The sequence below is a fragment of the Methanolobus sp. genome (genome assembly GCF_030682845.1).
GTDB lineage: Archaea > Halobacteriota > Methanosarcinia > Methanosarcinales > Methanosarcinaceae > Methanolobus.
In genome coordinates this window covers 1-22,024 of sequence record NZ_JAUXNK010000002.1, presented here as the reverse complement: position 1 = coordinate 22,024, position 22,024 = coordinate 1, and the positions used below count along the sequence as shown (strand labels likewise).

At 43.8% G+C, this 22,024-nt stretch carries 20 protein-coding genes; 10 read left to right on the top strand and 10 right to left on the bottom strand.

The window, feature by feature from the left end:
- Positions 1 to 72: 72 nt before the first annotated feature.
- A complete protein-coding gene (locus Q8J68_RS00130) occupies positions 73 to 1,491 on the bottom strand; it encodes an aminotransferase class I/II-fold pyridoxal phosphate-dependent enzyme (protein ID WP_305309545.1) in 1,419 nt (472 codons plus the stop codon).
- A 294-nt stretch (positions 1,492 to 1,785) separates the two neighbouring features.
- Here Q8J68_RS00130 and Q8J68_RS00125 point away from each other — a divergent pair, with 294 nt between their 5' ends.
- The 6 genes from Q8J68_RS00125 to Q8J68_RS00100 all read left to right on the top strand — a co-directional run bounded on the left by Q8J68_RS00125 (position 1,786) and on the right by Q8J68_RS00100 (position 6,350).
- On the top strand, positions 1,786 to 2,538 hold the full coding sequence (locus Q8J68_RS00125) for a TIGR00266 family protein (protein ID WP_305309544.1): 753 nt from the start codon (positions 1,786 to 1,788) through the stop codon (positions 2,536 to 2,538).
- A 33-nt stretch (positions 2,539 to 2,571) separates the two neighbouring features.
- Positions 2,572 to 3,222, top strand: coding sequence for a metallophosphoesterase (locus Q8J68_RS00120; protein WP_305309543.1), 651 nt, complete (start codon positions 2,572 to 2,574; stop codon positions 3,220 to 3,222).
- A gap of 58 nt (positions 3,223 to 3,280) precedes the next feature.
- Positions 3,281 to 3,787, top strand: coding sequence for a hypothetical protein (locus tag Q8J68_RS00115; RefSeq protein WP_305309542.1), 507 nt, complete (start codon positions 3,281 to 3,283; stop codon positions 3,785 to 3,787).
- Positions 3,788 to 3,809: 22 nt separating this feature from the next.
- Positions 3,810 to 4,973, top strand: a complete 1,164-nt coding sequence (locus tag Q8J68_RS00110; RefSeq protein ID WP_305309541.1) for a tRNA (guanine(10)-N(2))-dimethyltransferase — start codon at positions 3,810 to 3,812, stop codon at positions 4,971 to 4,973.
- Positions 4,974 to 5,082: 109 nt separating this feature from the next.
- Positions 5,083 to 5,664 carry a MarR family transcriptional regulator gene (locus Q8J68_RS00105; RefSeq protein WP_305309540.1) on the top strand — a complete coding sequence of 194 codons (582 nt, stop codon included), beginning with the start codon at positions 5,083 to 5,085 and terminating at the stop codon, positions 5,662 to 5,664.
- Positions 5,665 to 5,666: 2 nt separating this feature from the next.
- Positions 5,667 to 6,350 (top strand): DUF2110 family protein, encoded by a 684-nt coding sequence (locus Q8J68_RS00100; RefSeq protein ID WP_305309539.1) that lies wholly within the window; start codon positions 5,667 to 5,669, stop codon positions 6,348 to 6,350.
- A 2-nt stretch (positions 6,351 to 6,352) separates the two neighbouring features.
- On the opposite strand, the gene Q8J68_RS00095 is transcribed toward Q8J68_RS00100, so the two are convergent.
- The gene (locus Q8J68_RS00095; protein WP_305309538.1) at positions 6,353 to 7,087 is read right to left on the bottom strand and encodes an ArsR family transcriptional regulator; all 735 of its coding nucleotides are present in this window, start codon (positions 7,085 to 7,087) and stop codon (positions 6,353 to 6,355) included.
- A 107-nt stretch (positions 7,088 to 7,194) separates the two neighbouring features.
- On the opposite strand from Q8J68_RS00095, the gene Q8J68_RS00090 reads away from it, so the two are divergent.
- Entirely contained in the window at positions 7,195 to 8,217 is a 1,023-nt protein-coding gene (locus Q8J68_RS00090; RefSeq protein ID WP_305309537.1) for a class I SAM-dependent methyltransferase family protein, read from the top strand.
- 41 nt (positions 8,218 to 8,258) lie between these two features.
- Here the strand turns inward: Q8J68_RS00090 and Q8J68_RS00085 are convergent, their stop codons facing one another.
- Positions 8,259 to 8,732: a DUF2124 domain-containing protein gene (locus Q8J68_RS00085; protein WP_305309536.1), complete on the bottom strand. Its 474-nt coding sequence runs from the start codon at positions 8,730 to 8,732 to the stop codon at positions 8,259 to 8,261.
- Between the two features lie 699 nt (positions 8,733 to 9,431).
- On the opposite strand from Q8J68_RS00085, the gene Q8J68_RS00080 reads away from it, so the two are divergent.
- The gene (locus Q8J68_RS00080; protein WP_305309535.1) at positions 9,432 to 9,911 is read left to right on the top strand and encodes an N-acetyltransferase; all 480 of its coding nucleotides are present in this window, start codon (positions 9,432 to 9,434) and stop codon (positions 9,909 to 9,911) included.
- A gap of 452 nt (positions 9,912 to 10,363) precedes the next feature.
- Entirely contained in the window at positions 10,364 to 10,561 is a 198-nt protein-coding gene (locus Q8J68_RS00075) for a hypothetical protein (protein WP_305309534.1), read from the top strand.
- 144 nt (positions 10,562 to 10,705) lie between these two features.
- Here the strand turns inward: Q8J68_RS00075 and Q8J68_RS00070 are convergent, their stop codons facing one another.
- From Q8J68_RS00070 to Q8J68_RS00040, 7 genes are all read right to left on the bottom strand, one after another.
- Positions 10,706 to 13,537 carry a M1 family metallopeptidase gene (locus Q8J68_RS00070; RefSeq protein WP_305309533.1) on the bottom strand — a complete coding sequence of 944 codons (2,832 nt, stop codon included), beginning with the start codon at positions 13,535 to 13,537 and terminating at the stop codon, positions 10,706 to 10,708.
- A 289-nt stretch (positions 13,538 to 13,826) separates the two neighbouring features.
- Positions 13,827 to 14,789 (bottom strand): methenyltetrahydromethanopterin cyclohydrolase, encoded by a 963-nt coding sequence (gene mch / locus Q8J68_RS00065; RefSeq protein WP_305309554.1) that lies wholly within the window; start codon positions 14,787 to 14,789, stop codon positions 13,827 to 13,829.
- A 112-nt stretch (positions 14,790 to 14,901) separates the two neighbouring features.
- Positions 14,902 to 16,380 (bottom strand): response regulator, encoded by a 1,479-nt coding sequence (locus tag Q8J68_RS00060; RefSeq protein ID WP_305309532.1) that lies wholly within the window; start codon positions 16,378 to 16,380, stop codon positions 14,902 to 14,904.
- Between the two features lie 101 nt (positions 16,381 to 16,481).
- Positions 16,482 to 16,916 carry a hypothetical protein gene (locus Q8J68_RS00055; RefSeq protein WP_305309531.1) on the bottom strand — a complete coding sequence of 145 codons (435 nt, stop codon included), beginning with the start codon at positions 16,914 to 16,916 and terminating at the stop codon, positions 16,482 to 16,484.
- Positions 16,917 to 17,520: 604 nt separating this feature from the next.
- The gene (locus Q8J68_RS00050; protein WP_305309530.1) at positions 17,521 to 17,751 is read right to left on the bottom strand and encodes a cytochrome b5 domain-containing protein; all 231 of its coding nucleotides are present in this window, start codon (positions 17,749 to 17,751) and stop codon (positions 17,521 to 17,523) included.
- Between the two features lie 484 nt (positions 17,752 to 18,235).
- Positions 18,236 to 18,430: a hypothetical protein gene (locus tag Q8J68_RS00045; protein WP_305309529.1), complete on the bottom strand. Its 195-nt coding sequence runs from the start codon at positions 18,428 to 18,430 to the stop codon at positions 18,236 to 18,238.
- Positions 18,431 to 18,551: 121 nt separating this feature from the next.
- Entirely contained in the window at positions 18,552 to 19,256 is a 705-nt protein-coding gene (locus tag Q8J68_RS00040; RefSeq protein ID WP_305309528.1) for a protease inhibitor I42 family protein, read from the bottom strand.
- 247 nt (positions 19,257 to 19,503) lie between these two features.
- Here Q8J68_RS00040 and Q8J68_RS00035 point away from each other — a divergent pair, with 247 nt between their 5' ends.
- Positions 19,504 to 21,534 (top strand): heavy metal translocating P-type ATPase, encoded by a 2,031-nt coding sequence (locus tag Q8J68_RS00035; protein ID WP_305309527.1) that lies wholly within the window; start codon positions 19,504 to 19,506, stop codon positions 21,532 to 21,534.
- The last annotated feature ends 490 nt before the right edge of the window (positions 21,535 to 22,024 follow it).

The window sequence follows — 22,024 nt, the reverse complement described above, 5'->3', positions numbered from 1 at the left end:
ATGATCACAAACTCTTTTTATAAATATATATTAGTTCTTTTAATATAATGATTCCATCAATACACTTTTCGGTCATAATAGAGGCAGGATAACCTCGATCCATGCTTTACGGATATTCTCATCCGTATCCCCATCCTCCATAAGGACATCCAGTATCTTCTCTGCCACTTTCGGCTGGTGCAGCAGTGTACAATATTCACAACTCCAGACCTTACCGCCAATAGCACTATCTATCCATTTCCCGCCTGTTCTCTCATCGCTGCAGGCATAGAAAGGACAGAAACAGAAAGTGCAGTCCTGGTCGAGAAAATGGCACGGGTAGTATCCACATGTGCCACGGGTTGCTGCAACCCTCTCAGGACCCTGCTCAAGGGTTTCCACTAGTTTTTCCCAGGCTTCCTCCCTGCTAAACTCTGCGTAGACATCATCCAGCCGGGATATTAATTTCTCAAAGTCATCTCTTGAGCGCACTGATATGCGGATAAAGTGCTTTTGCCCTTCAAAGAAATCACTGCACTCCCGGAAAAAGATTCCGCGGGAAGCGAAGCACTTTGTAAAATGCTCCGAATCCATGAAATGCTCTTTCATGTCCACCAGGACGAAATTGGCATTGCTTTTGAGAGGATTGAAACCATATAATGAAGACAGGCGCTCGATTATGTACTGCCTTTCCTCTCTGATGAACCTGCGGGAGTTAACCAGGTAACTGCTGTTCATACCCCCTTCCATATTAAGAACAGCTGTGGCAATCTCCTCAGTGACTGACCCTATGTTCCAGGAAAGTCGTGCAGCATTCAGCCTTGCAGCCATAGGCAAAGAAGTGATGCCGTAGGAGAACCTGATGCCCGGCAGGGAGAAAGCATTCACTATCGAGCGGGTCACAAAAAGATGATCTCTCTTTGCAGCAAGGTCTGCAACACTCTGGGAAGGGTCGGATAATTCTATAAAAGACTCGTCCACCACAAGCAAGGTATCATGCTCAGCACATCTTATGGCAAACTCACGGATCCTTTCTCGGGATACCAGGTCACCTGAAGGATTGTTGGGATTTGAGATGAAGACAGCCTTTGCCCTTTCAAGTGTCCTCTTGGGCAGCTGGAGTATTTCATTCAGCTTGATCTTGTGAGGCACAGCACCGAGAGCTTCGCAGGTTCGGTAGTATTCGGCAGGGCAGGGCATAGGAACTATGACCATGTCACCTTCATCGACAACAGATTCAAGTATAAGCCTGAGCAGTTCACATGAACCGTTACCGGGTACTATATTGTCCGGCTCTACCCCGCTCCCTGCAAAACGGGAGGCTGCGGTCCTTAATTCGATATACCTGTTATCCGGATATTGTTCCAGCTTGCCGGTTGCCTTTTCTAGAAGAGCTTCAATATCAAGGCCGCTTTCTTTAGACCTGAACGGACTTCCAAGAGGGTTCAGGCTCGCGCTGAAATCAAGAATATCTGATTCCGGGATTTTTGCTTCTTCGGAAACCTGACCCAACTGCCCACCGTGCTTGCAGGCAGATAAACCCAGTAGATAGTGTTTAAACGGAAGCTGGTTTTCATCTTCAGACACAATAATCAACAACTGTTTATGCACAAGACATATATTAAGGTATTCAAGTTCAGTTGCGCACTTCACCAAATGCTATGTATTGCCTGTATTGACAAAGAGGATTTTCCGGGTAGAATTCAGTGCCAATGCAGATAAATTAATAAAGTTGGCTCACCAAACTAAGAATGATTAATTCCGGAATACTTAATAATAGATAAACTATCCCACAGAGGAACAAAAATGGCAGATGAGATTGATTACCAGATTATCGGAAATGATATGCAGCTAGTTGAGATCGAGCTTGATCCCGGCGAGTCTGTAAGAGCCGAAGCAGGCGCTATGATGTACATGGGGCCCGGGATCAAAATGGAAACATCCACCGGCGGAGGACTACTCAAAGGGTTGAAACGCACACTCACTGGTGAAAGTTTCTTCATTACCAGTTATGTCCACGAAGGAACAGGAAAAGGATACGTGGCTTTCGGGGCACCCTACCCGGGAAAAATAATACCCATCGACCTGAAAGAAGTGGGTGGACGCTTCCTGTGCCAGAAGGACTCTTTCCTGTGCGCGGCAAAAGGTATAGAGATCGAAGTAGCCCTTACTAAAAAGATAGGTGCGGGCCTTTTCGGAGGAGAGGGTTTTATCCTGCAGAGACTGACCGGTGACGGGCTGGCCTTTGTTCATGCAGGAGGCACGATCATCAAGAAAGACCTTCAGGCAGGAGAAATAATAAGGGTCGATACAGGATGCATCGTTGCGTTCTCCGAAAAAGTAGATTACAATATTCAACTGGTAGGCGGTTTCAAGAATGCCCTGTTCGGTGGGGAAGGGCTTGTGCTTGCTACATTGAAAGGTCCTGGCACCATATATCTGCAAAGCCTGCCGTTCTCACGTCTTGCGGACAGGATAATGGCTGCGGCATCTTATCAGCGCAGGGATGAGTCTAAGGGAGGATTGGGAGGGCTTATTGGAGGCGACAGGTCTTTCTAAGAGACAAATTGACATAAAGAACAGCAGATCGACATGAGAATATTTGCAATAGCAGACCCCCACGGGAATTACTCCTCTATCAAAGCCTTGCTTGAGAAGGCAGGCAATGTAGACGCAGTGCTAATCGCAGGGGACATCACCAATTTCGGCCCCTCTGAAAAGGTATCAGAGCTCATTGGCATGTTCGGACATAAGGTTATGGCTGTGCCCGGGAACTGTGACCCTCTGTCAGTTATGGAAATCCTTGATAACTCTTCTGTCAGCCTCCATAATAAGCTGGAAACATTCGGAGGGATCACTTTTGTGGGGTTTGGCGGATCAAACCCCACACCTTTTTGCACACCCTTTGAGATAGAAGAATGTGACATCGGGGAGAAACTTGAAAAGCTCATGTCGGATGCCCAGGACTACAAACAGCCAATAGTACTTCTTACCCATGCCCCGCCTTACGGCGTACTGGATGCCGTCGGGGACACACATGTTGGATGCAGATCGCTTGCAAAGTACCTGGGAAATGTCAGTCTGATGGTCTGCGGGCATATCCATGAGGCAAGAGGTGTCGAGGAGCATGACGGGACCATTGTCGTCAACCCCGGAATGGCTGCAGCAGGTTTTGCAGCCCTTATAGATATAGATGATCCAGATGATGGAATAAAGATCGATGTCATGCTCATAAAGGCCTGACCGGAAACAATAGGAAACTATTATACTGCCAAAACCCTATTTTAATTGAGGTGATGTCATGAATCTGAAATGGATTGCTATACTAATGATATTATTCTCTCTTCTTGTTGCCGGCTGCGTGTCAGATAATGATCAGGATGACACGGACGAAAACATCTCAGAGGGAGAACAAAACGAAACGATAGATGAGGAAATTCCTGCAGTTGATAACGAAACACCTGCAGATGAGGAGACTCCGGTTGTTGACAATGGAACCCCTTCAACTGGGACCGGCAGCGGAGTCACTGTTGTCCCTTCAACAGACCCCAGCACATATACTGTGCGCCTTGAGAACTTCCTCGCTCTGCCAGCGAACCTGACTATAAACTCTGGCGACTCGGTTGTTTGGATCAATTTTAACAGTCCTACAAGGAACTTTGTGCTCATAAGCAATGAAGAGTTGTGGGAGGACCAGACCATAGGATACAGAGGAAGGCATGTACATACTTTCAACGAGACCGGTACATATACATACAAGATACAGGGTTACGAAGAAAGGATGAAAGGAACCATTAACGTTATATAACAAAGTACCTTCTGGGAACCGGATGAACATAAGAGCTGTAAGAGAAGGTGAAACCGAAATACTCGTTCCGGTACATGAGGAAGGAGTATCTTTTCCACCTTCCCAGGCTCCTGTTTTTTATAATCCTGCCATGGAACTCAACCGGGATATTTCCGTGGCTGCTACATCTGCTTTTGCCAGGGAACTCTCTGCCCGTCGTGATATGGCCCTGGAGGACATAAGATATGTTGATGCACTCTCGGCATCAGGGATTCGCGGACTTAGGATCGCCAATGAAACAGGCATCCATGCAACTCTGAATGACTGGAGTGAAGATGCTTACGAACTCATCCGTCAAAATATAAATAATCTTAACCTGGAACACAGGGTTGAAGCAACACGTAAAAATGCCAATGTGCTCCTTCATGAGAACAGGTTCAACATCGTGGATATCGATCCCTTCGGGACACCTGCGCCCTTCATGGCTGCAGCTGCACGCTCTGTGGTGCACTTACTCGAAATAACTGCAACTGATACCGCTCCGCTGTGTGGTGCACACCTGCATTCAGGCATCCGCAAGTATGCTGCAATTCCTTTCAACAACGAATATCATAACGAGATGGGAGTGCGCATCCTGCTGGGAAAGATAGCCAGGGAATTGGCTGTCAATGACAAGGCCATGGATCCGCTGCTGTCACATGCAACGCGCCATTATGTACGCACCTACCTTAGGATAGAGAAGGGAGCAAAGAAGACTGACAGCATGCTGGAACAGGTCGGCTATATAGCTCATTGCCCGTCATGCGGTTCCAGGCAGGCCTTTGCGGGAATTTCCACATTCATTGATAAAAGATGTCCAAGGTGCCCTTCTGAAAGAATACTTGCAGGACCACTCTGGCTTGGCAGATTGCACCAGCCGGATTTCTGCAATGAGGTCATTGCGGAGATAGATACCCGCAACCTGGGCACAAAGGAGCAGGCAAGGAAACTGGTAGAACTCTGCCGGGATGAACTGGATATTCCGATGTTCTATGACCAGCATATCATGTGCAAAAAAATTGGCGTCTCACCAACAGGGATAGAAGGTTTTTTAGATGTGCTCAGAGACAGGGGATTTGCTGCATCACGGACACATTTCAGCGGGACTTCGTTCAAGACGGATGCAGACATATGCGAGATAGAGAACGTATTGCTCTCGCTCCGATAAGCATATATACTATTTTCCCAATAATGATATATCCATTAATATATAATTGATTATCTAATATTAATCATTACATTCATAAGCTCCTATCCTGGGCTTGCAGGGGATACTGATGACAAACGAATATGCTGAACAACTTTTTTTACAGGAGAAACCCGTACTTGCACTTCTTGCTATCTGGTCTTTCCAGAAGACCTATGCCTCGGTCATAACCAAGGAAATTAATTCAACGTTCGCCCATACCACCAAGATACTCTCAAAAATGGAGGAACATGATCTTGTCAGGTTCTCTGTCGAGGGAAGGGTAAAATACGTAGAGCTGACAGAGCATGGGTATAAGGTAGTGGATGCGCTCAAAAACCTCATAATAGCGCTTGAAGGAGAGATGGCTGAGAGTCTGGAAGAAGATATGGCAGAGCAGGAAACGGAAGTATCTTTTAATCCCGACTCCCTTGAAGACAGGATATTAAGGCTTTATGGCAACATAAGCTGTGTTTATGAAGAAATAAAGCATAATGGTGCAGATCCTGATGCCGTGAAGAGAAAGATCGGCCCTTTCAGCCGTGACATCCAGCTACTAATTACGAATATCGAACAGTCTGAAAATGAGATCGATGATACCTCACTGGACAGATTGTCCAGGATACAGGATATATTCGATACTGTTATGAAGCAGAAAGTAAAATCCGGGTAAAGATGACAAATATCCAGTTATTGATCAACGTCTATGGCACCAGGGAGCGTGCCATCCATGCTGCACAGATCCTTATTGATAACGACGTGAAGGAGCTTGATGCAAAATCGCAGATATCGATATCAGAGCAAGGGTGGCTCACCCTGGAGATAAGCGGTGAGGATGAAGAATTTGCTGCTAATTTCCTTGTTGACAAATATGGTTCACCTCTGAAGAAAGTAAACAAGGGCGATATCTGTAAAGGTTATGTGAGTTCTATCGAAAAAGACCACATTATAATCGATATCGGAGTACCGGTGACCATTATGCAGAAGAGCCTAGTAACGCTTGGGACCGGAGACGCGCAGCAGGTAGCCTCACGCTTTGGCATTATACTTCATGTCCCGCTGGAAATAGAGATAGAGGACACAAAAAATATCACCGGCCACCTGTCGAAAAAGCAACTTGATATCCTGTGGAACTGGAAGAAGTCAGGTTTTGATCATGTGACTGCCAATTCAGTGACCCGATCAGAACTCAAGGCAGCTATTAAAAAGACAGGACACGCAAGGGACATTTTCGGTATTGAGCGTCTTGGGCTGATGGAGCATATAATAACCTGTCGTGAGGGCACGGACGGCCCGGGCATTGTTGCGGCCATTGGCAGGCATGTAAAAGGGGAACTGGGAGTTATCAAAGCAGCGTAAGTTCAGCGCATGACAAAAAGACAGGCTTCGCAGCCCTGAGTGCAATCAGAGATTATTTCCATGGTGCATTGTGATTCGAATTTGTCGCTGAAGATACCTTCAAAAACGCCCTGCACAAAAGAGCAGATCACTTTGGCTTTTATGGGAAGCGACCTGCAGTCAAAAAAGTCATAGACAGCAATCTTCAGAGGATCTCTTCCTACAACTGAGAACCTGCCTATATTGTTCGCTTCCCAGAAAACCATCATTTCCTCGAACAGGTCGTCAGGATATATTGAAGTAAGGTTACGTGAAAGGCTCTTTCCAACATCCCTGCCAATGTCCCGCATTATGGGAGTGCAGTTGATGCCGTGAGCAAGGAAACCGTATTGCACTGCATAGAATATGCATGTGAGGCTGCCATATTTCCCAATGTCACGGGATGCGATGATATCCAGCATATCCGTGTAGTGCCTGACACCGGGTTCCTGGGAATATGCAAGGTATTGGCATTTAAGGAAATATATCTTTTTACGCCGGTCATCGGGGTCTATCTGTTCCTCCAGAAGGTTGCAGGATTTGAGGTCTTTGAGGTGGACAGATATGGTGGCCTTTGCCTTCCCGGTGTGGATGACAATCTCATCAAAAGAGCGAGGACCCGTTTTTAAGAAATCCAGAATCTTTATTTTGACAGAACCGTTCAGTGCAATGAAACCAGCTTCTGTGGAAAAAATAGCAGTACTGTCTCCATTATTCATGTAGTACGTAATTAATAAACAATCTATATAAATGTTCGCTGAGTAGCGAATAATATTCCAGGCATCATAAAGTATTTGCATAACAATGTCAATCAGACAGGTGGATCATGAGTGTAAAAAGAGCAGTTGTAGTGCCTGTTTCAGAAGCAGAGGCCATAAGAAAGGAACTTTTAAAAATGGAAGTGCTGGACCATGAAAGAAAAATAAAGGAAAGCACCTTGGATGGAAAAGATTTCCTGGAAATACCTGTCATCTGCGAAATTACAGGCATGGATACCATTGAACAGCACAGCCCTGAATACTACGGCAAGTCCCAGTCTCTCCGGACACGCCTTGAGGGGACCATCCCTGAAACAGACCTGAAGCTGATCCCTTCCGGCTGGCATGTCGTGGGAAAGATAATTGTTGTCAGCATAGATGAGCGTATAGAAGAGCATAAGCACCTCATAGCCCGGGAACTGCTCGGGATATACCCTTATTGCCATACCGTTGTACGTGATCTGGGAATTGAGGGACAGTTCAGGCAGCCAAAGAGGGAGATCCTGGAAGGGACATCTACGGAAACCACTCACAAGGAACATAATTGTCTTTTCAGGCTCGATGTTACAAAAGTGATGTTCTCAAAAGGTAACCTTTACGAGAAGAACATTATGAGCAAGGCAGGTTCAAATGAGACAATAGTTGACATGTTTGCAGGCATCGGCTACTTTTCAATACCAATTGCATTCCACTCAAAACCCTCGAAGATATATGCAATAGAATTGAACCCGGAATCCTTCGAATACCTGCAGGAAAATATCCGGCTGAACAAAGTGGAACATGTTGTTGAAGCCCTGAACGGGAACTGTGCGGTACTTACTCCGCAGGGTGTTGCAGACAGGGTGCTGATGGGATATGTAGGCACTACCCACGAGTATCTGGAGTACGGTATAAGGGCCATCAAAAGTACCGGTGGTATGTTGCATTACCATGAGACGGTGCCGGAGAAACTGATGTTCGAGAGGCCCGTTTCCAGGATAATGGAAGCGGCGCTGCGGGAGGGCAGGCAGGTGGAGATAAGGGAATGCCGGAAGGTGAAGAAGTATTCCCCTGGTGTGTGGCATGTGGTTGTGGATGCGTGGATAGAATAATCTATATACGGATGCAACAATGAAAGTGATCTCAAGCCTTTTCAGGGCTGCTTAACTTCACTTGTTAGGTCCGCATCAATAATAAAGTCGAAATCTATTGTATCCGGCCACTTCTGATTCTGGAAGATGGACTGGAAACATACTCCTATGATCAGCTTTTTTTCAGAGCCTTCAAGAATGGAATCGATCATTTCTTTCGTCTTTACAGGCTCGATCCCGATCTTTGGCATCGCAAGCCCGCCAAGCAGGACAACCGTATCGGCATGGAAGTCAGCCAGTTCCCCAAGCTGCATGCCTGAAGGCGTTGAAATTATGGACCTTGCATCCTCCAGCCTCGTATCAGGCACGAAATTCATTTCCATGGCGCTGCCCCGGATAACATACGCCATCAGTTCGGCAAAAGGAGTGCAGAATCCTACGGATCCGACAAACGTTATCCTTTTGGAAGCTTCCACCAGTTTCCTGAAATCAGTGAGCTGGCCGCCTATACCTTTTGAAGTGCTCATTACTTTCATAATACCTCCTCTTGTTAAAAAGTGAAGCCTTATATCCTCTTCCTCCTAACTAGAACAGCACACACCATGATCACCAGACTAAAGATGCATACGCTGCAATAGAGAATGGCGAGAAGCCTGGCGTTTCAGACTCAAAGTAAGCTAAATTATATTTTTGTATCATGATTCTTTTGAAGTTTCAACCAAATGAAGTTCATATCTATTCATTTCTTCCTTTACCCCAATTTCCCTTTAACATAAATACTATCGAATTATAAAAAAGCACTTTTTTAATATCAATGACAGTTTCATAGTGGATCAATATTATAGTTGATAATCATTTTATAGCGCAGCGATACTGAGTGACTTCATGAAATTAATACCTCGCAATCTAAAACGTTGCACTTTAATTTATCTTTGCATGAAAGAATAAAAGTATCAACTTTGAATCAGGTGTCGCAGAGTTTAGTAAATCTTGTGCCATGTTTCGAAACATAGTGCCGCAAACATTTTAAGAGTAAATACGAATATTAGTATGTTAACAGCGTTAATGACGATTTCCATTCATTTCTACCTATACAATGTAATCTGATTATGACAGCGGCAATATTTACAAGAGGAATCATTTGTAAACTACATGTTATCAGAAGGCAGTCGATTACGGCATTCAAGTTGACAGTTGGCAGCCTTATAACACGGAAATGGGTCAAGATATCCGACATGTATGTAGATAATATAAGCGGTGAGATGCTGAGTAAGGTCATCAGGCTCTATAATGATAATTTTATAGAAATAAATGAAAAACGATTTTCAAGATATATCCATCTTTTTAATAAGACTACATATGTGTATACTGATCATAATGAGGTTAAAGGCTACTGTCTATATTTCATAACACCCTCCATCTCATCCGGCAGACTGAAGAAAACCGCAACACTTTATTCATTCACTGTCGATGCCAGATGCAGAGGACAGGGGATTGGGGTCAGGCTGTTGCAAAAAAGTATACTAGAAATGAGATTGAATTCCATCGACAGCATCATATTGTATGTTGCAAAAGACAATGAAGCTGCAATCAACCTCTACCAGAAGGTAGGATTTGAGATAACAGAAGAGAGAAGGGACATATGCGGTCTTGGAAAGGAGTGTTACAAGATGGAGATTGCATTTGATGAAGATATCAAAATGATTTTCTATTGAATTTTGCAAAATTATCCTTGGCTTTTTAATGTCTGATATTATCTGTATACGACTATGATATTCTAAAAGTCTTTTTGTCGTTCTATAAAGCTTCAGAGCTTGCCCTAATAATAGAGCAAACATAATGCTTCTGCTAACCGGATAAATTTTAAAAATCAGAAAGCTTCTGATTAGATTAGACCGAGGCACCCTGTAAGGGTATCAAAGGGCGACTCGGTCTTTGAAATATTTTTTATCCCGTATGGGGCTTTTCTGCTAAGAACCTACGTGCATCATACCATGCCCGTATTTTACAGTTGGCTTTTCTATTATTTAACTTCTATCATATTTAATTTAATGAGTAACGCTGTTAAATCATTGTAAATGTAATTTAAGTATTTTTGGAATTATCGGACAGCCTCTTCATTCGTGGGAGCAGTCATCTTACCCCTTTCATGATCTGTGCAGATGCAATGAACCCGGATACAGAAGAGTATGGAACGGACAGCATCGCAGGCAATGACCCTGAAGCCACAGGCCATAAAAGGGACGCCCAGGACATCACTGCCAACTGGAAAGACACTGCAATAAAGACTTTACCAGGGCTGGCCCTTGCCGGAATTCTGGGCATCATATACAGAAGGAAAGGATCATCAAAAGGTAAGATCTGATTACCTTTTTTATTCAAGATTCTGTGAAAAACTAGCAAAATTATGTGGTCAATTGAACTATTCCTTCCTCGACGGTTCAAGGCTTGCAGGGAAGAGTAGTTGACATTAACCTGGCCAGAACTTCCTCCCTTTTGGGTAGATAGTTCACACCAAGTTGATTTTTCCATTGATCTCTTCATATTTATTCCTGGCTTTTGGAGTATTGATCAGTATCTTCCTGATGCGGTTGTACACGCTTGGCGTATGATCCGGATCAAGCTGATCCAGGAAATCAATCAGCATTCCCACCAGAGGTATGTGATATTTGTCTTCCATCTTATCAATATTGGCAAAGACATTGAGTATGTTTACGGTATTGTACTCATTGACTTTGGCCAGCTTGAGAACTATATCTCCAAGCAGTTTTCGTCCCTCTTCGGTTTGCAGAGATTTCTTTCGGTTCGATGCAAAACTTCCATAAAGAGCTCGCTGGTCATTTGCCTGTTCTATCCTGAAAGCCTTGCATTGTTCAACCTGTCTTACCAGATCAATTACATCCCCGCTACTATTACTTCCTATAACCCTCAAGAAGGCTTCCCAACTTACCGGATGTTTTTCAGCCTCTCTCTGGAAAGCTTGCATAAAATGAATCCTGTCAGGTGCCGAACTGTCAAGATAATAACCAAAAGCACTTAATTTATCCGTAGCACTCCGTGCAGTCTCAAACTGTTTCCGGATCATATCGTGGACTGTGGGAATATCAAGGGTTGAAAGGACAGAGAGACATTTGTTCTTTACCTGGCGATCCTTGATTGCATTTATCTGTTCATTTAGGTAATCCTGACTTTTATTATCCTTTTCATTGTAAGTCCGATAGAGTGATATTAAGGAATCTTCATGTTTGCTTGCTATTGCTTTGAGAAGTTTTTGCTTAACCTCAAATAACAACTGGTATTTGTGTGCAAGTTTCTCATCCTCAACAGATTCAAAGATTGTCAGGAACTGAGCTCCTGCTTCCTTCATGAGGTCATGATCCCTGATAAGCTCATGATAGAGGTCTGTGAACTCTTTTGAGGGAAGACGGTTTGTGTCCTCAATAAGTTTCATTTTTTCTATATCCACTATTTTGAAGAACGCAATGAACCTGTTTATTAGATCCCGATCTTTTTTGGTCTGCAAGACCAGCTCATCAATATCCACATCATGAACCACTTTGCCAAAAAAAGAATACCCTCGGTTCAGAGATAAAAAAGCGGGTTTGTCCACGTTCTTGATAACTATCCTTTTCTCCTTATCCCCCATCCTATCCATAACTTTGGCAAGATCCTTCCCTTCCTTGTCTACAAGGGCTGCACAAACCGGGAAATCCCAGAATGTCCTTTTTTCTGGAACTTCCTGTTCTAAGAATAATGTAAAAATTTTTTCATTTTCATCATAGGAAGACTTTACATGGAGCAACGGGAACTGTGTCTGTTTCAGCCATGTCTTTGCCATATCTTTAAATTCCTGTCCCGAAACCTCTTCCATTACTTCGATCCAGTCCCAGCTTGAAGCATTTGAGTGTTTATATCTGGAATAATAGACATTCAATGCCCTGGCAAATGTTTCTTTCCCCATCAGGGTCTCTATCATGCTTACAAATTCCGGGGCTTTTACATAGGTCACTGAAGTTATAAGATCATCAGGGTCATTGAATCCATCTGGAATGATAGGCATGGAGGCTGCTCCTCTGTCAAGTGCAAAGGTTCCGGAGCCGGGAGCCAGGAGCTCAAGGACCTCTTCAAGACGACTGTATGCTTCTCCAAAATGGTATGCGTGGTATCTTCTTTCTATATGGACGGTAACTGCCTCGTTAAGCCACAGTTCAAAAGGACTTTTCCCTGTTACCTCGGAGCCGTTCAGGTTGTGGTAAAACTCATGAACCTTCACCTTTATCATATACTCAAAAGCACCGTCGGTCATCTGAGGGAAGGGCATTATGCGATTGGTGGTAATAGTTGTATTTCCTACATTTTCCATACCGCCAAAATTGGAATTCTGCATTCCGATCTCCCTGTAAACGGTACCTGTATATCTGTATCCGGTTTGTATTAATCCTGCTGCCTTCTTCAGTTCCTCTCTGATCTTTTCGACCTGTTCATCAGCACTGTTCGCCTTGTTTTTAAGCTGGTCCCTTTCCCGAACCAGGTCCATGATCTCTTTGCGCTTTTCAAACTCATCGTATTGCTCAGGACTACCTGTGAAAAGATAGACCCACATAACAGAATCGCAGAGAACATCAAGAGCTCTCTGAGCTATCACTGTGTCAGAACCAGGAGGCACCAACAGTTCCAGGTCAAAGGTATGCCCATCCGGATACTCGAATTCCCTTTTGAATGTATCATAGGTCCCAACACCCAGGAAAAACAGATAGGTAGACATAGGGGTGATCGAGTTGTCATATACGATTCTGTCTCTTTCACTCCCAACCGAATGCCTTGTTTCTTTAATATCGCCGTTGGTTATGAGATTTGTATATCTCTTATCGGCAATGATGATTGTAGTATAGGTGCATTTTGCTTCCATGTCGTCTATGCATGGGACAAGTCTTTGGAATCCCCATTGCTGACACTGGGTAATCTGCTGTGGTGGCGCGCCTGCAGGAGTTTCATCATAATAGAGTCCTTCCAGTATATTATTTGTAGGTCTGCAGATAGTCTGAGTAGTGATCAAGATCTCTGTGTTTTCAGGTATTACCTGGCTAAATCTGATCAAGAGGATATCTTCTTTTTTCCGGTACTCATAATCAATATCATACTCCCTGCAACTTATGGATAGAATCTCAAGGTTCTTGCAATTGAGCTCCAGGTCATTGATGGGATTGTCAAGGGTTTTTAATTTAAGATGGGATGTTACCTTTGTGTGATCGGCAAAAATATCGAAAAGAAGGTCCATGTGTACGACTTTTACAGTTAATTCTCCAAAATCTTCTGGATAATATTTGTATACTCTTTCCATCCAATCACCTTGGTAAACTACAACTCAGTCTTTATCTGGTCTGTCAGATATCAATGTTTTTGCTCGTTAAAATATTTAAATAGTTGGGCATAATTCATCCACCAGTTCCATTTCAGAAAAATTAGATTCCCATTTAACATTTGGTTTAATGCGGGGTCAATGCGTGGATGTATGATGACGGGAATTATAGGAGATTATAGAAGATGATAGGTAGTATCAAAAGGCAGTATCAAAAGATACTGCCATTGATCCAATCTTTGAATACTAACCTTTTTCAAAGGATTACTGATTACACTTCTTTTACCTTGAAGGATTCCAGGAGAATACCCGGATTGATCTTTCCGCTGGTAAAGGACTTCTTGGACTTGAGGTCATTTATTGTGATCTTTGCTGGTGCGAACATGCCTGCATCCACCTTGAAGAAGTCAAAGCCGGCCTCTTTGAAGGTGTTATAGAAAGGCTTACCGAAGTCCTTAGAGGTTGTGGATGGTGCCTTCTTTACGAATTCCTCGAGTTTCTCAGCATCTCCGTACTCTACAGTGTAATAGGTCTCACCACAGTAGATGATACAGTCGTTGGTGGAACCCATGCACTTTGTATCGTCTCCTACTATCGGTGCTATGGGGGCAACACCAAAGCCACTCTTAATGGTATTAATGTCAAAGCCGATGGATTCAAGCTTGTGTATGCCTGTCTCGACCACACGGGCTGATATCTGCACACATCCTGCAATGGAAGCTGTGGGTGCAACAGCAATATAAACATTCTCTGTGTCGACACTGCAGTGCTTGGCTATATATTCAACTACCTCTTCGGTTGGAAGGGCACTTGATTCCATGACAAGTACCGCAAATTCGGATTCATCCTTGTAACCGATCTCCTCATAGAGCTCCTTTGGCTTGAGACCAAGTGCTCTTGCAGGACCGGAGCCCATTCCGAAGTATTTGCCTACGGAGATTCTCCAGCCTGCATACTGGGAGGCCATGCATGCAATTGTCGGATGATCTGTGGCAACCTGTATTGCAGGCATTGGAAGCCCGCCAATATCGAATTTAGTGTAACTGAGATCTGCAAGGTCAGCAACACATAAGCGTGACAGGTACATGCCCGCATCATAGCCGCCTTCCATATCGACACCACAGTCGATGATCGTTGCACCGTTGTCAAGCTCGGTGGATTTTATCTTAAGCTCTTCTTCCCAGTCAAGCATCTCATCGATGATCGCAATTCCCTTTTCGTTGACACTTATCACATTATCACTCTTATACAGTTGATTGACTGTCATTGTACAGGTAAGCATATATAAGTTTCGAAAATCAGCATGCACGCGAGCACAGAGATGCCGCATTATAGTTACAGAACCTTTACTCTGCTTTTTTCAGGGTCATCCAGAAAACACTCCCCTGCCCTTGCGGGTTGTCAAGCACCCCAACCTGCTCGTTATGCAGGTCAATTATCCTCTTGACAATTGCAAGCCCTATACCAGTGCCTCTTACGCTGTCTTTATGCAGACGTTTGAAGCGCTCAAACACAGCAAGCTTGTCCTTGTCAGGAATACCATCTCCCTGGTCCGTGACACTTATTTTCCACTTATCGCCCACATCATCTATCTTTACTTTGATGTTACTTTCATCAGCAGTATATTTCACGGCGTTTGACATCAGATTGCTGAATACTCTTTCTATCATAGGATTAACTACAGCAGGATATGTTCCCTCAAACAGAAGATCAATATTAACCCCTTTATGTTGCATGTCCAGTGAGAAATTGTGTACAGAGTCCATCAACATGGAAGCAATATCCATCCTGACAAATCCTATCTCGTCAATTGATTCCAGTTTTGCGAGATGAGCGGCACCTTCAATAAGATCGATAAGTTTGTTAGTGGACTTTGAGATGTTCTCAATAATGGACTTCTTGCTTTCATCCATCTCGACATCTATCAGGAGCTCACTGAATGACTTTATAAGTCCTGCAGGATTCAAAAGATCATGTCGCAGAATATCAGTAAAGAGATCCTTGAGTTCATTGGAGCGCTCCAGCTGACGGGCGTATTCGTGCAACTGGACCTCTGCCTTCCTCCTTTCAGTGACATCTTCACCGGATATCAGAATCCCGGAGAAGTTGCCCTCCTCATCCCTGAGCAGAGAATCATACCATAGGAAAAGGCGCTCTTCGCCGCTGCTTACTATAAGGGGATACTCCTGATACTCATTCTTTTTAGTGAAGCCCCTCAACAGGTCATCATAGGACCTTCTCACTTCAGAAGAATAATTCTCAGGTACGAAAGAACTTATCCAGTTCTTATTAACTATCCTTTCCTTTTTGTATCCGAGGAAGTCCGAACCTTTCTTATTGATGTGCACAAGATTGTAGTTCTTATCCAGAACTGCAATCAGCACGCCTACGTAATCCATATAGTCATAAGCTTTGTTGCGATCCATGAGTAAAGCATCATGCTGCTGCTTGATCCTTAAAAGAGAGGATAGTTTCCGGTCCAGTTCGAACTTGCCCACTGGCTTTTTCAAAAACTCATCCGCACCTGCCTCAATTCCTTTCTGGTGATCTTCCTTTGAGGTAAGTGCCGTTATCATAATTATCGGGATAAAATCTATCTTGTAATCGTGCCTGATAATTCTGCAAACTTCATAGCCGTCCATGTCAGGCATCATCACGTCAAGTAAAATAATATCCGGTTCTTCAGTTTTCACTTTTCCAAGCGCATCTTTGCCGTTATAGGCAGTAATAACATCATAGTCGTTACTAAGGTATGCACGCATAAGCTCTACATTCAGCAGCTCATCATCAACAACGAGTATTTTATGCCTGGCCCTGGAAATCATATACAGAATATAGTATAAACTTAGATTTATATATAATTACCGTAATAAATGCGTTTTTGCGCGTAAACTTTAAAAAGTCAGTCCAAAAATACCAATAAATTCTATGGATGATCAACTATTTCTGTAGACCTGACTACTACATGATCGATAAAAGGCTCAAACCCAAAGATATCTTCTTTTGTCAGGCCAGTTATATCAACAACAACTTGTCCTTCAACTGTAATGGAGGAATCGGGGCCGACGGTCCTATTAATATCGAGTGATGTATTCTCTGTAATAATCCTGCTTGAAATGCCCGCCCCAAAAACAGGTTCAACAGTATCAATTTGTAGGGACTGGTCTCTTCCATTGTAGAGTAGGAAACTATAGGAGTAAAGTTGCTGATCACTACTGCTCTCATTGAACATTCCGATCGCAGCCGAGCTCTCCGTGATCCTTAGCTCTTTAAGCATAACAGGCTCAGCAACGAGCATGGCCGGTCCCAGTCCGATCAGAATACCTGCAGCAAATGAAATAATACAGTAAAGGAACTTCATATTTATGTGCACCTCAAGAGAAGATAACACAAAATTACATAAGCTCTTTGGAGGGCAGGACCAAAACACGTTCACTGTGGGTAAGAGGCGCGAAACTGAGATAATTTAATACTTGATGCTAGTTGGTCTGTTAGCAATACTGTTGGTTGGTCTGCACATATCTCAGAAAAGTGTCTCATGGACATTTCGCACCCCGTTCTCCCCATTATAATACTGGCAGGGTACTATATATAATTACTCAGCATCTCATAGTGACAGTTGCGAATCAGAACGCTGCAAATTATTTATAATATAGTATGTATAATAGTCCATGCACAGATTCGATTCTTCCACATACAACCGGAGATGATAATATACACTGTTCAATATGCAATTATAGAAAATCCATACCATTATACACCAAATGTGCAGGGATTGCTGGCCGGACCAGAGCCGGGACATCATATTATTGCAGTCATCCCGGTATTGACAATCCGGTGCCTGTCATTCCTGAAGATTGCAGGATACTTAATGACTGTCCTGTGACAGATCAACTCAGAGATGTTTCAATAGAGAACAGAACAGCCGGATGACATCTGACCATGGCTGCACTGTGCAGTCTTATTCAATCCGCTAGTTCTCCGATGATCTTATACTCCTCAAAGACCTCGTCTGCATGAGGTGCATCATCCATCTGTTGAGTAAGGTCGAGTCCGCCTTCATGATCGTAATGCTCCCCGTCCATCCAGGTATCACTGCCGGTCATATCATAGACATTCCCTTTGTAAGCTACATATATTTCTTTTAATGTCTTCCCGTCATACTTTGAAAGTTCTTCTCTTGTGAATTTTCTCATCTTCTCACTCCCATTTGGCCTCACATCTTGTTGTGCCTCTAAAGCTCATATCTCTTTCGCCAATATAGTAATTTTCGATGTGCTTTTTTGCTGGTCAGGAATAGTCGAAATAAGAAGAAAAATGAACCTCGAGTGACTTATATTTCCTTTTACCCTTGTTACCATTTTGAGTCTGGAAATATCAGGTAGAGCAAATCTATATAGAGGAATTTTTTATATTTAAACACCTATATAGGTATCTTTTTGTAGGATAGGCACAATCTGTGCGTTATACCACTGATCCGGGAAAATTATTTTCCTGGGTGGTTGGTTGCAAAAACGAATAGGAATGAAAAACGGTACATTGGAAAAACGGAAAAACGCAGATCAAGGAAAAGGTGAGGCACCCTGAAAACCACCACGCTTTTGGGTGCCTCTGTCCTTACAGATCATGTATACAGATGATTTCACTTTTTAATTAATTGTACTTGCTGCCCTATCTGCATTACTTCTTGGAAAGCTCATTATCTTTATTATTGCTTCGTGATCCTTTGCACCATGCATCTATTGCAAGGTCATCGGCACTTTTTGCATCCGGGCCATCCTCAGGCACTTCACACCAGCTATCTATTTCGCTATCAATTGAAGGTACTTCAATATCCTTTACAGGTGTTTCTTTTTTTGTGTCTTTGCTATTCATCTGATTTTCTCCCGACAGATACTTCTTCTGCAAGTTAAAAATATTCCCTGATAAGTACTAATTAAAAGTTACCTGCCTGCAGGATGTGCTGCAGGCATGTCATTCATCTTTATTATGCAGCTTATTGAATAGACCTTATCTCTACTAGCTGACCCCACATCCTGATACTCATCATATCCTCTACAGGATATGCAGTGAATTCTATTTCTAGTCCGTCTTCCCTGAACTCCTCTTCAAGGTTCACTGGATCGTAGTTTGTGTTATCCTCACCTGCTATCCCATAAAATCCTCCTTCAAGGTCAACATAGATCACAGTACCTGTTGCCATTATCATGCTTTCCTGAGGCATGACATGAACTGTGAGCTCGAAAGTATCTTCTTCACCGGTGATATCCTCCCACGGGCGTTTGTAGACGGCTGAAATTTCCGGAACACCATCTTCAATAACATTAAAAGTCCAGACATGGACGCCACCGACACCTGTCATCCCCTCTTCTGCAGAGTCCTGCACATACTTGTCATCCACCAGTGAGAGACCGGAACTTGCCGAAAGGTTCCACGAATACCCTGTAGTTGGGTTCTCCTGAAGTTCTATTATTATAGTATCTCCTTTTAGAGCTCTGGCAGTTCCTGTATTGTTATCTTCTGTGTACACGGAAGTTATGGGTTCAAGTGCCGGGACGTCGTTTGCCGGCGCATCCTGCCCTTCAGGAACATCTGCTCCGCCATTCTCCTCAATCCCGCTATTATTATCCGTGCATCCCGATGTCAGGACTGCAACAGCAACAATCCCAATAATAAGTAATATACCTGATGTCTTCTTCATATTGCATTTTCTCCTATACGTTAAGAATGGCGTTCTGGATATTTATGCATTGTTTAAGCTACAGCTACGCTCGCACTTTTTCTATCCCAAAGATGACTGCTTATATAATAGCACCAACAAATAGTTTAGAGTCAATACTAGAGTACAACCAGAGTAGAACTATCCGGACATTTTCCCATCTAATGGCTACAGGCATAGGGGATAGGGGCTTGCCAGGAATGGATGAGATACAGGTAGTGATAGCAGTATGAATCAAAATCATGAACACATGCATGAAGATAGAACAGATGGAGAGGAGCCTGAAAAACAAAACGAGATAATGAAGCAGTCTCGGCACAAGGACCACCATGCAAGTATGATGGAAGATTTCAAAAGAAGATTCGTTGTCTCTCTGGCTATTACCATCCCGGTCCTTATTCTGTCGCCCCACATACAGGGCTTCTTCGGTTTTGAATTAACATTCCCCGGTTTTGAATTTGTGCTGTTCGTACTTTCCTCGATGATATATTTCTACGGAGGGTTCCCCTTCCTTACAGGATTTATCAGTGAGCTTAAGAGCAGAACTCCCGGAATGATGACATTGATAGCGGTAGCCATAACTGTGGCTTACATATACAGTTCTGCAGTGGTATTCGGGCTTGAAGGGGAGATGTTCTTCTGGGAACTGGTCACCCTTATAGACATCATGCTGCTTGGGCACTGGCTCGAGATGCGCTCTGTGATGGGGGCTTCAAGGGCGCTTGAAGAACTGGTGAGGATAATGCCTTCTGTGGCCCACCTGATAAAAGATGATGAGATTGTGGACGTGCAGGTTGACGAGCTTGAAGTGGGCGATCGGGTACTTGTCAAGCCCGGAGAAAAAGTGCCTGTAGATGGTGTTGTTACCAAAGGCAGGACCAGTGTTAATGAAGCCATGCTTACAGGTGAATCCCTGCCGGTTTCAAAAAAGGACGGAGATGAAGTCATTGGGGGGTCTATAAATGGTGAAGGGTCTATTGATGTAGAGGTCCGCAAGACAGGAAAGGATACCTACCTGAGTCAGGTCATCGAGCTTGTAAGGAGTGCGCAGGGCAGCAGGTCCAAGACGCAGGATCTGGCAAACCGGGCGGCGCTGGTGCTTACAATAATAGCGCTGAGCGTGGGTATACTGACCCTTTCAGCCTGGATATACTTTGGAAGTCCTTTTGTCTTTGCGTTGGAGAGGGCAGTGACTGTCATGGTCATAACTTGCCCTCATGCCCTCGGGCTTGCCATACCCTTAGTTGTGGCAGTATCAACTTCCCTTGCGGCTAATTCCGGCCTCTTGATAAGAGACCGGCAGGCATTTGAAAGAGCAAAAGACCTGCAAGCCATAATATTTGATAAGACCGGGACTCTGACTGAAGGAAAGTTCGGGGTCACAGATATAGTAACCCTGGCAGATATCAGCCAGGACGAGATACTGAAACTTACCGCCTCACTTGAATCAAATTCAGGACACCCTATTGCCGTGGGAATCGTTAATAGTGCCAAAATAAAAGGGTTTGAGATCAAAGGCCCGGAGAATTTCAATTCCCTTCCTGGAAAAGGTGTTGAGGGTTTCGTTGACGGTAGAAGGTTAAAAGTTGTCAGTCCTGGCTATCTCCGCGAGAAAGGAATAAACGTAAATGATGAGAACATAGGAAGAGTAGAAGGGCAAGGTAAAACAGTTGTATTCCTTCTCGAGGATGACAGACTGCTTGGAGCTCTGGGACTTGCAGATATTGTCAGGGTAGAATCAAAGGAAGCCATAGACCAACTTAAGTCCATGGGAATAAAGTGCATGATGCTTACAGGAGATAATGAGTTCGTTGCCAGGTGGGTGGCTGAAGAGCTTGGACTTGATGAATACTTTGCAGGGGTGCTGCCACATCAGAAAGCTGAGAAAGTAAAGGAAGTACAGCAAAAATATATTGTGGGGATGGTCGGAGACGGTGTGAACGATGCCCCTGCACTTGTACAGGCTGATGTGGGGATTGCCATAGGTGCAGGTACTGACGTAGCTATCGAAAGCGCAGACATCGTACTGGTGAAGAACGACCCTCGCAATGTTGCGGATATAGCAGTGCTGGCAAGAAAAACATATTCCAAGATGTTCCAGAACCTGCTATGGGCCACCGGCTATAATGCCTTTGCAATTCCCCTGGCTGCAGGCGTACTTTACACTTCCGGCATACTTCTCTCACCTGCAGCCGGGGCTTTCCTGATGAGCATCAGTACGGTTATTGTTGCCATTAATGCAAAAACACTTCGAATGTAAAGTACTTTCAATGTGAGTCAGACATCAAAAGATATATCAGATATTAAAATAGAGTAATAATGTAAAAAAGGAATTTTTACTTAGGGGGAATATAAGAAATGATACAAGCATTAGTAACGGGTTGGTTAGCGAAGAAATTGATGCTTCTTCCAAAGTGGCTTTTAATGAGCATAGGCGCTGTTTTGCTTGTGAAGTGGATTCGCGGGCGTAAGAAAGGTACCGATTAAGATGCCTTTTCTTTCGATTTTATTGTGATGTATGCATGCGTCTGGTGAACTGGCGTACTGGGAGCTATAGAAATGACTTTTATGAATGGTATGATGGGCTATTAAGGCTTTTTGCCGATGTTCATGGCCCTGATATTCTGGATACTTGTAACAATAGGAATTGTGCTGCTGGTAAAGTGGTTCATCGACCAGAACAGGATTCAGGGTCAAACAAAGGATATGTCTGCCCTGGAAACGGCTCAGTTACGTTATGCAAAAGGAGA

What these genes read in the sequence shown, in the direction of transcription:
- Q8J68_RS00115 (WP_305309542.1), top strand. Translation starts at nt 3,281, where the DNA reads ATGAATCTGAAATGGATTGCTATACTAATGATATTATTCTCTCTTCTT.
- Q8J68_RS00095 (WP_305309538.1), bottom strand. Translation starts at nt 7,087, where the DNA reads ATGAATAATGGAGACAGTACTGCTATTTTTTCCACAGAAGCTGGTTTC.
- Q8J68_RS00120 (WP_305309543.1), top strand. Translation starts at nt 2,572, where the DNA reads ATGAGAATATTTGCAATAGCAGACCCCCACGGGAATTACTCCTCTATC.
- Q8J68_RS00045 (WP_305309529.1), bottom strand. Translation starts at nt 18,430, where the DNA reads ATGAATAGCAAAGACACAAAAAAAGAAACACCTGTAAAGGATATTGAA.
- Q8J68_RS00055 (WP_305309531.1), bottom strand. Translation starts at nt 16,916, where the DNA reads ATGAAGTTCCTTTACTGTATTATTTCATTTGCTGCAGGTATTCTGATC.
- Q8J68_RS00050 (WP_305309530.1), bottom strand. Translation starts at nt 17,751, where the DNA reads ATGAGAAAATTCACAAGAGAAGAACTTTCAAAGTATGACGGGAAGACA.
- Q8J68_RS00040 (WP_305309528.1), bottom strand. Translation starts at nt 19,256, where the DNA reads ATGAAGAAGACATCAGGTATATTACTTATTATTGGGATTGTTGCTGTT.
- Q8J68_RS00060 (WP_305309532.1), bottom strand. Translation starts at nt 16,380, where the DNA reads ATGATTTCCAGGGCCAGGCATAAAATACTCGTTGTTGATGATGAGCTG.
- Q8J68_RS00105 (WP_305309540.1), top strand. Translation starts at nt 5,083, where the DNA reads ATGACAAACGAATATGCTGAACAACTTTTTTTACAGGAGAAACCCGTA.
- Q8J68_RS00070 (WP_305309533.1), bottom strand. Translation starts at nt 13,537, where the DNA reads ATGGAAAGAGTATACAAATATTATCCAGAAGATTTTGGAGAATTAACT.
- Q8J68_RS00080 (WP_305309535.1), top strand. Translation starts at nt 9,432, where the DNA reads ATGTATGTAGATAATATAAGCGGTGAGATGCTGAGTAAGGTCATCAGG.
- Q8J68_RS00110 (WP_305309541.1), top strand. Translation starts at nt 3,810, where the DNA reads ATGAACATAAGAGCTGTAAGAGAAGGTGAAACCGAAATACTCGTTCCG.
- Q8J68_RS00035 (WP_305309527.1), top strand. Translation starts at nt 19,504, where the DNA reads ATGAATCAAAATCATGAACACATGCATGAAGATAGAACAGATGGAGAG.
- Q8J68_RS00125 (WP_305309544.1), top strand. Translation starts at nt 1,786, where the DNA reads ATGGCAGATGAGATTGATTACCAGATTATCGGAAATGATATGCAGCTA.
- Q8J68_RS00100 (WP_305309539.1), top strand. Translation starts at nt 5,667, where the DNA reads ATGACAAATATCCAGTTATTGATCAACGTCTATGGCACCAGGGAGCGT.
- Q8J68_RS00085 (WP_305309536.1), bottom strand. Translation starts at nt 8,732, where the DNA reads ATGAAAGTAATGAGCACTTCAAAAGGTATAGGCGGCCAGCTCACTGAT.
- Q8J68_RS00075 (WP_305309534.1), top strand. Translation starts at nt 10,364, where the DNA reads ATGAACCCGGATACAGAAGAGTATGGAACGGACAGCATCGCAGGCAAT.
- Q8J68_RS00090 (WP_305309537.1), top strand. Translation starts at nt 7,195, where the DNA reads ATGAGTGTAAAAAGAGCAGTTGTAGTGCCTGTTTCAGAAGCAGAGGCC.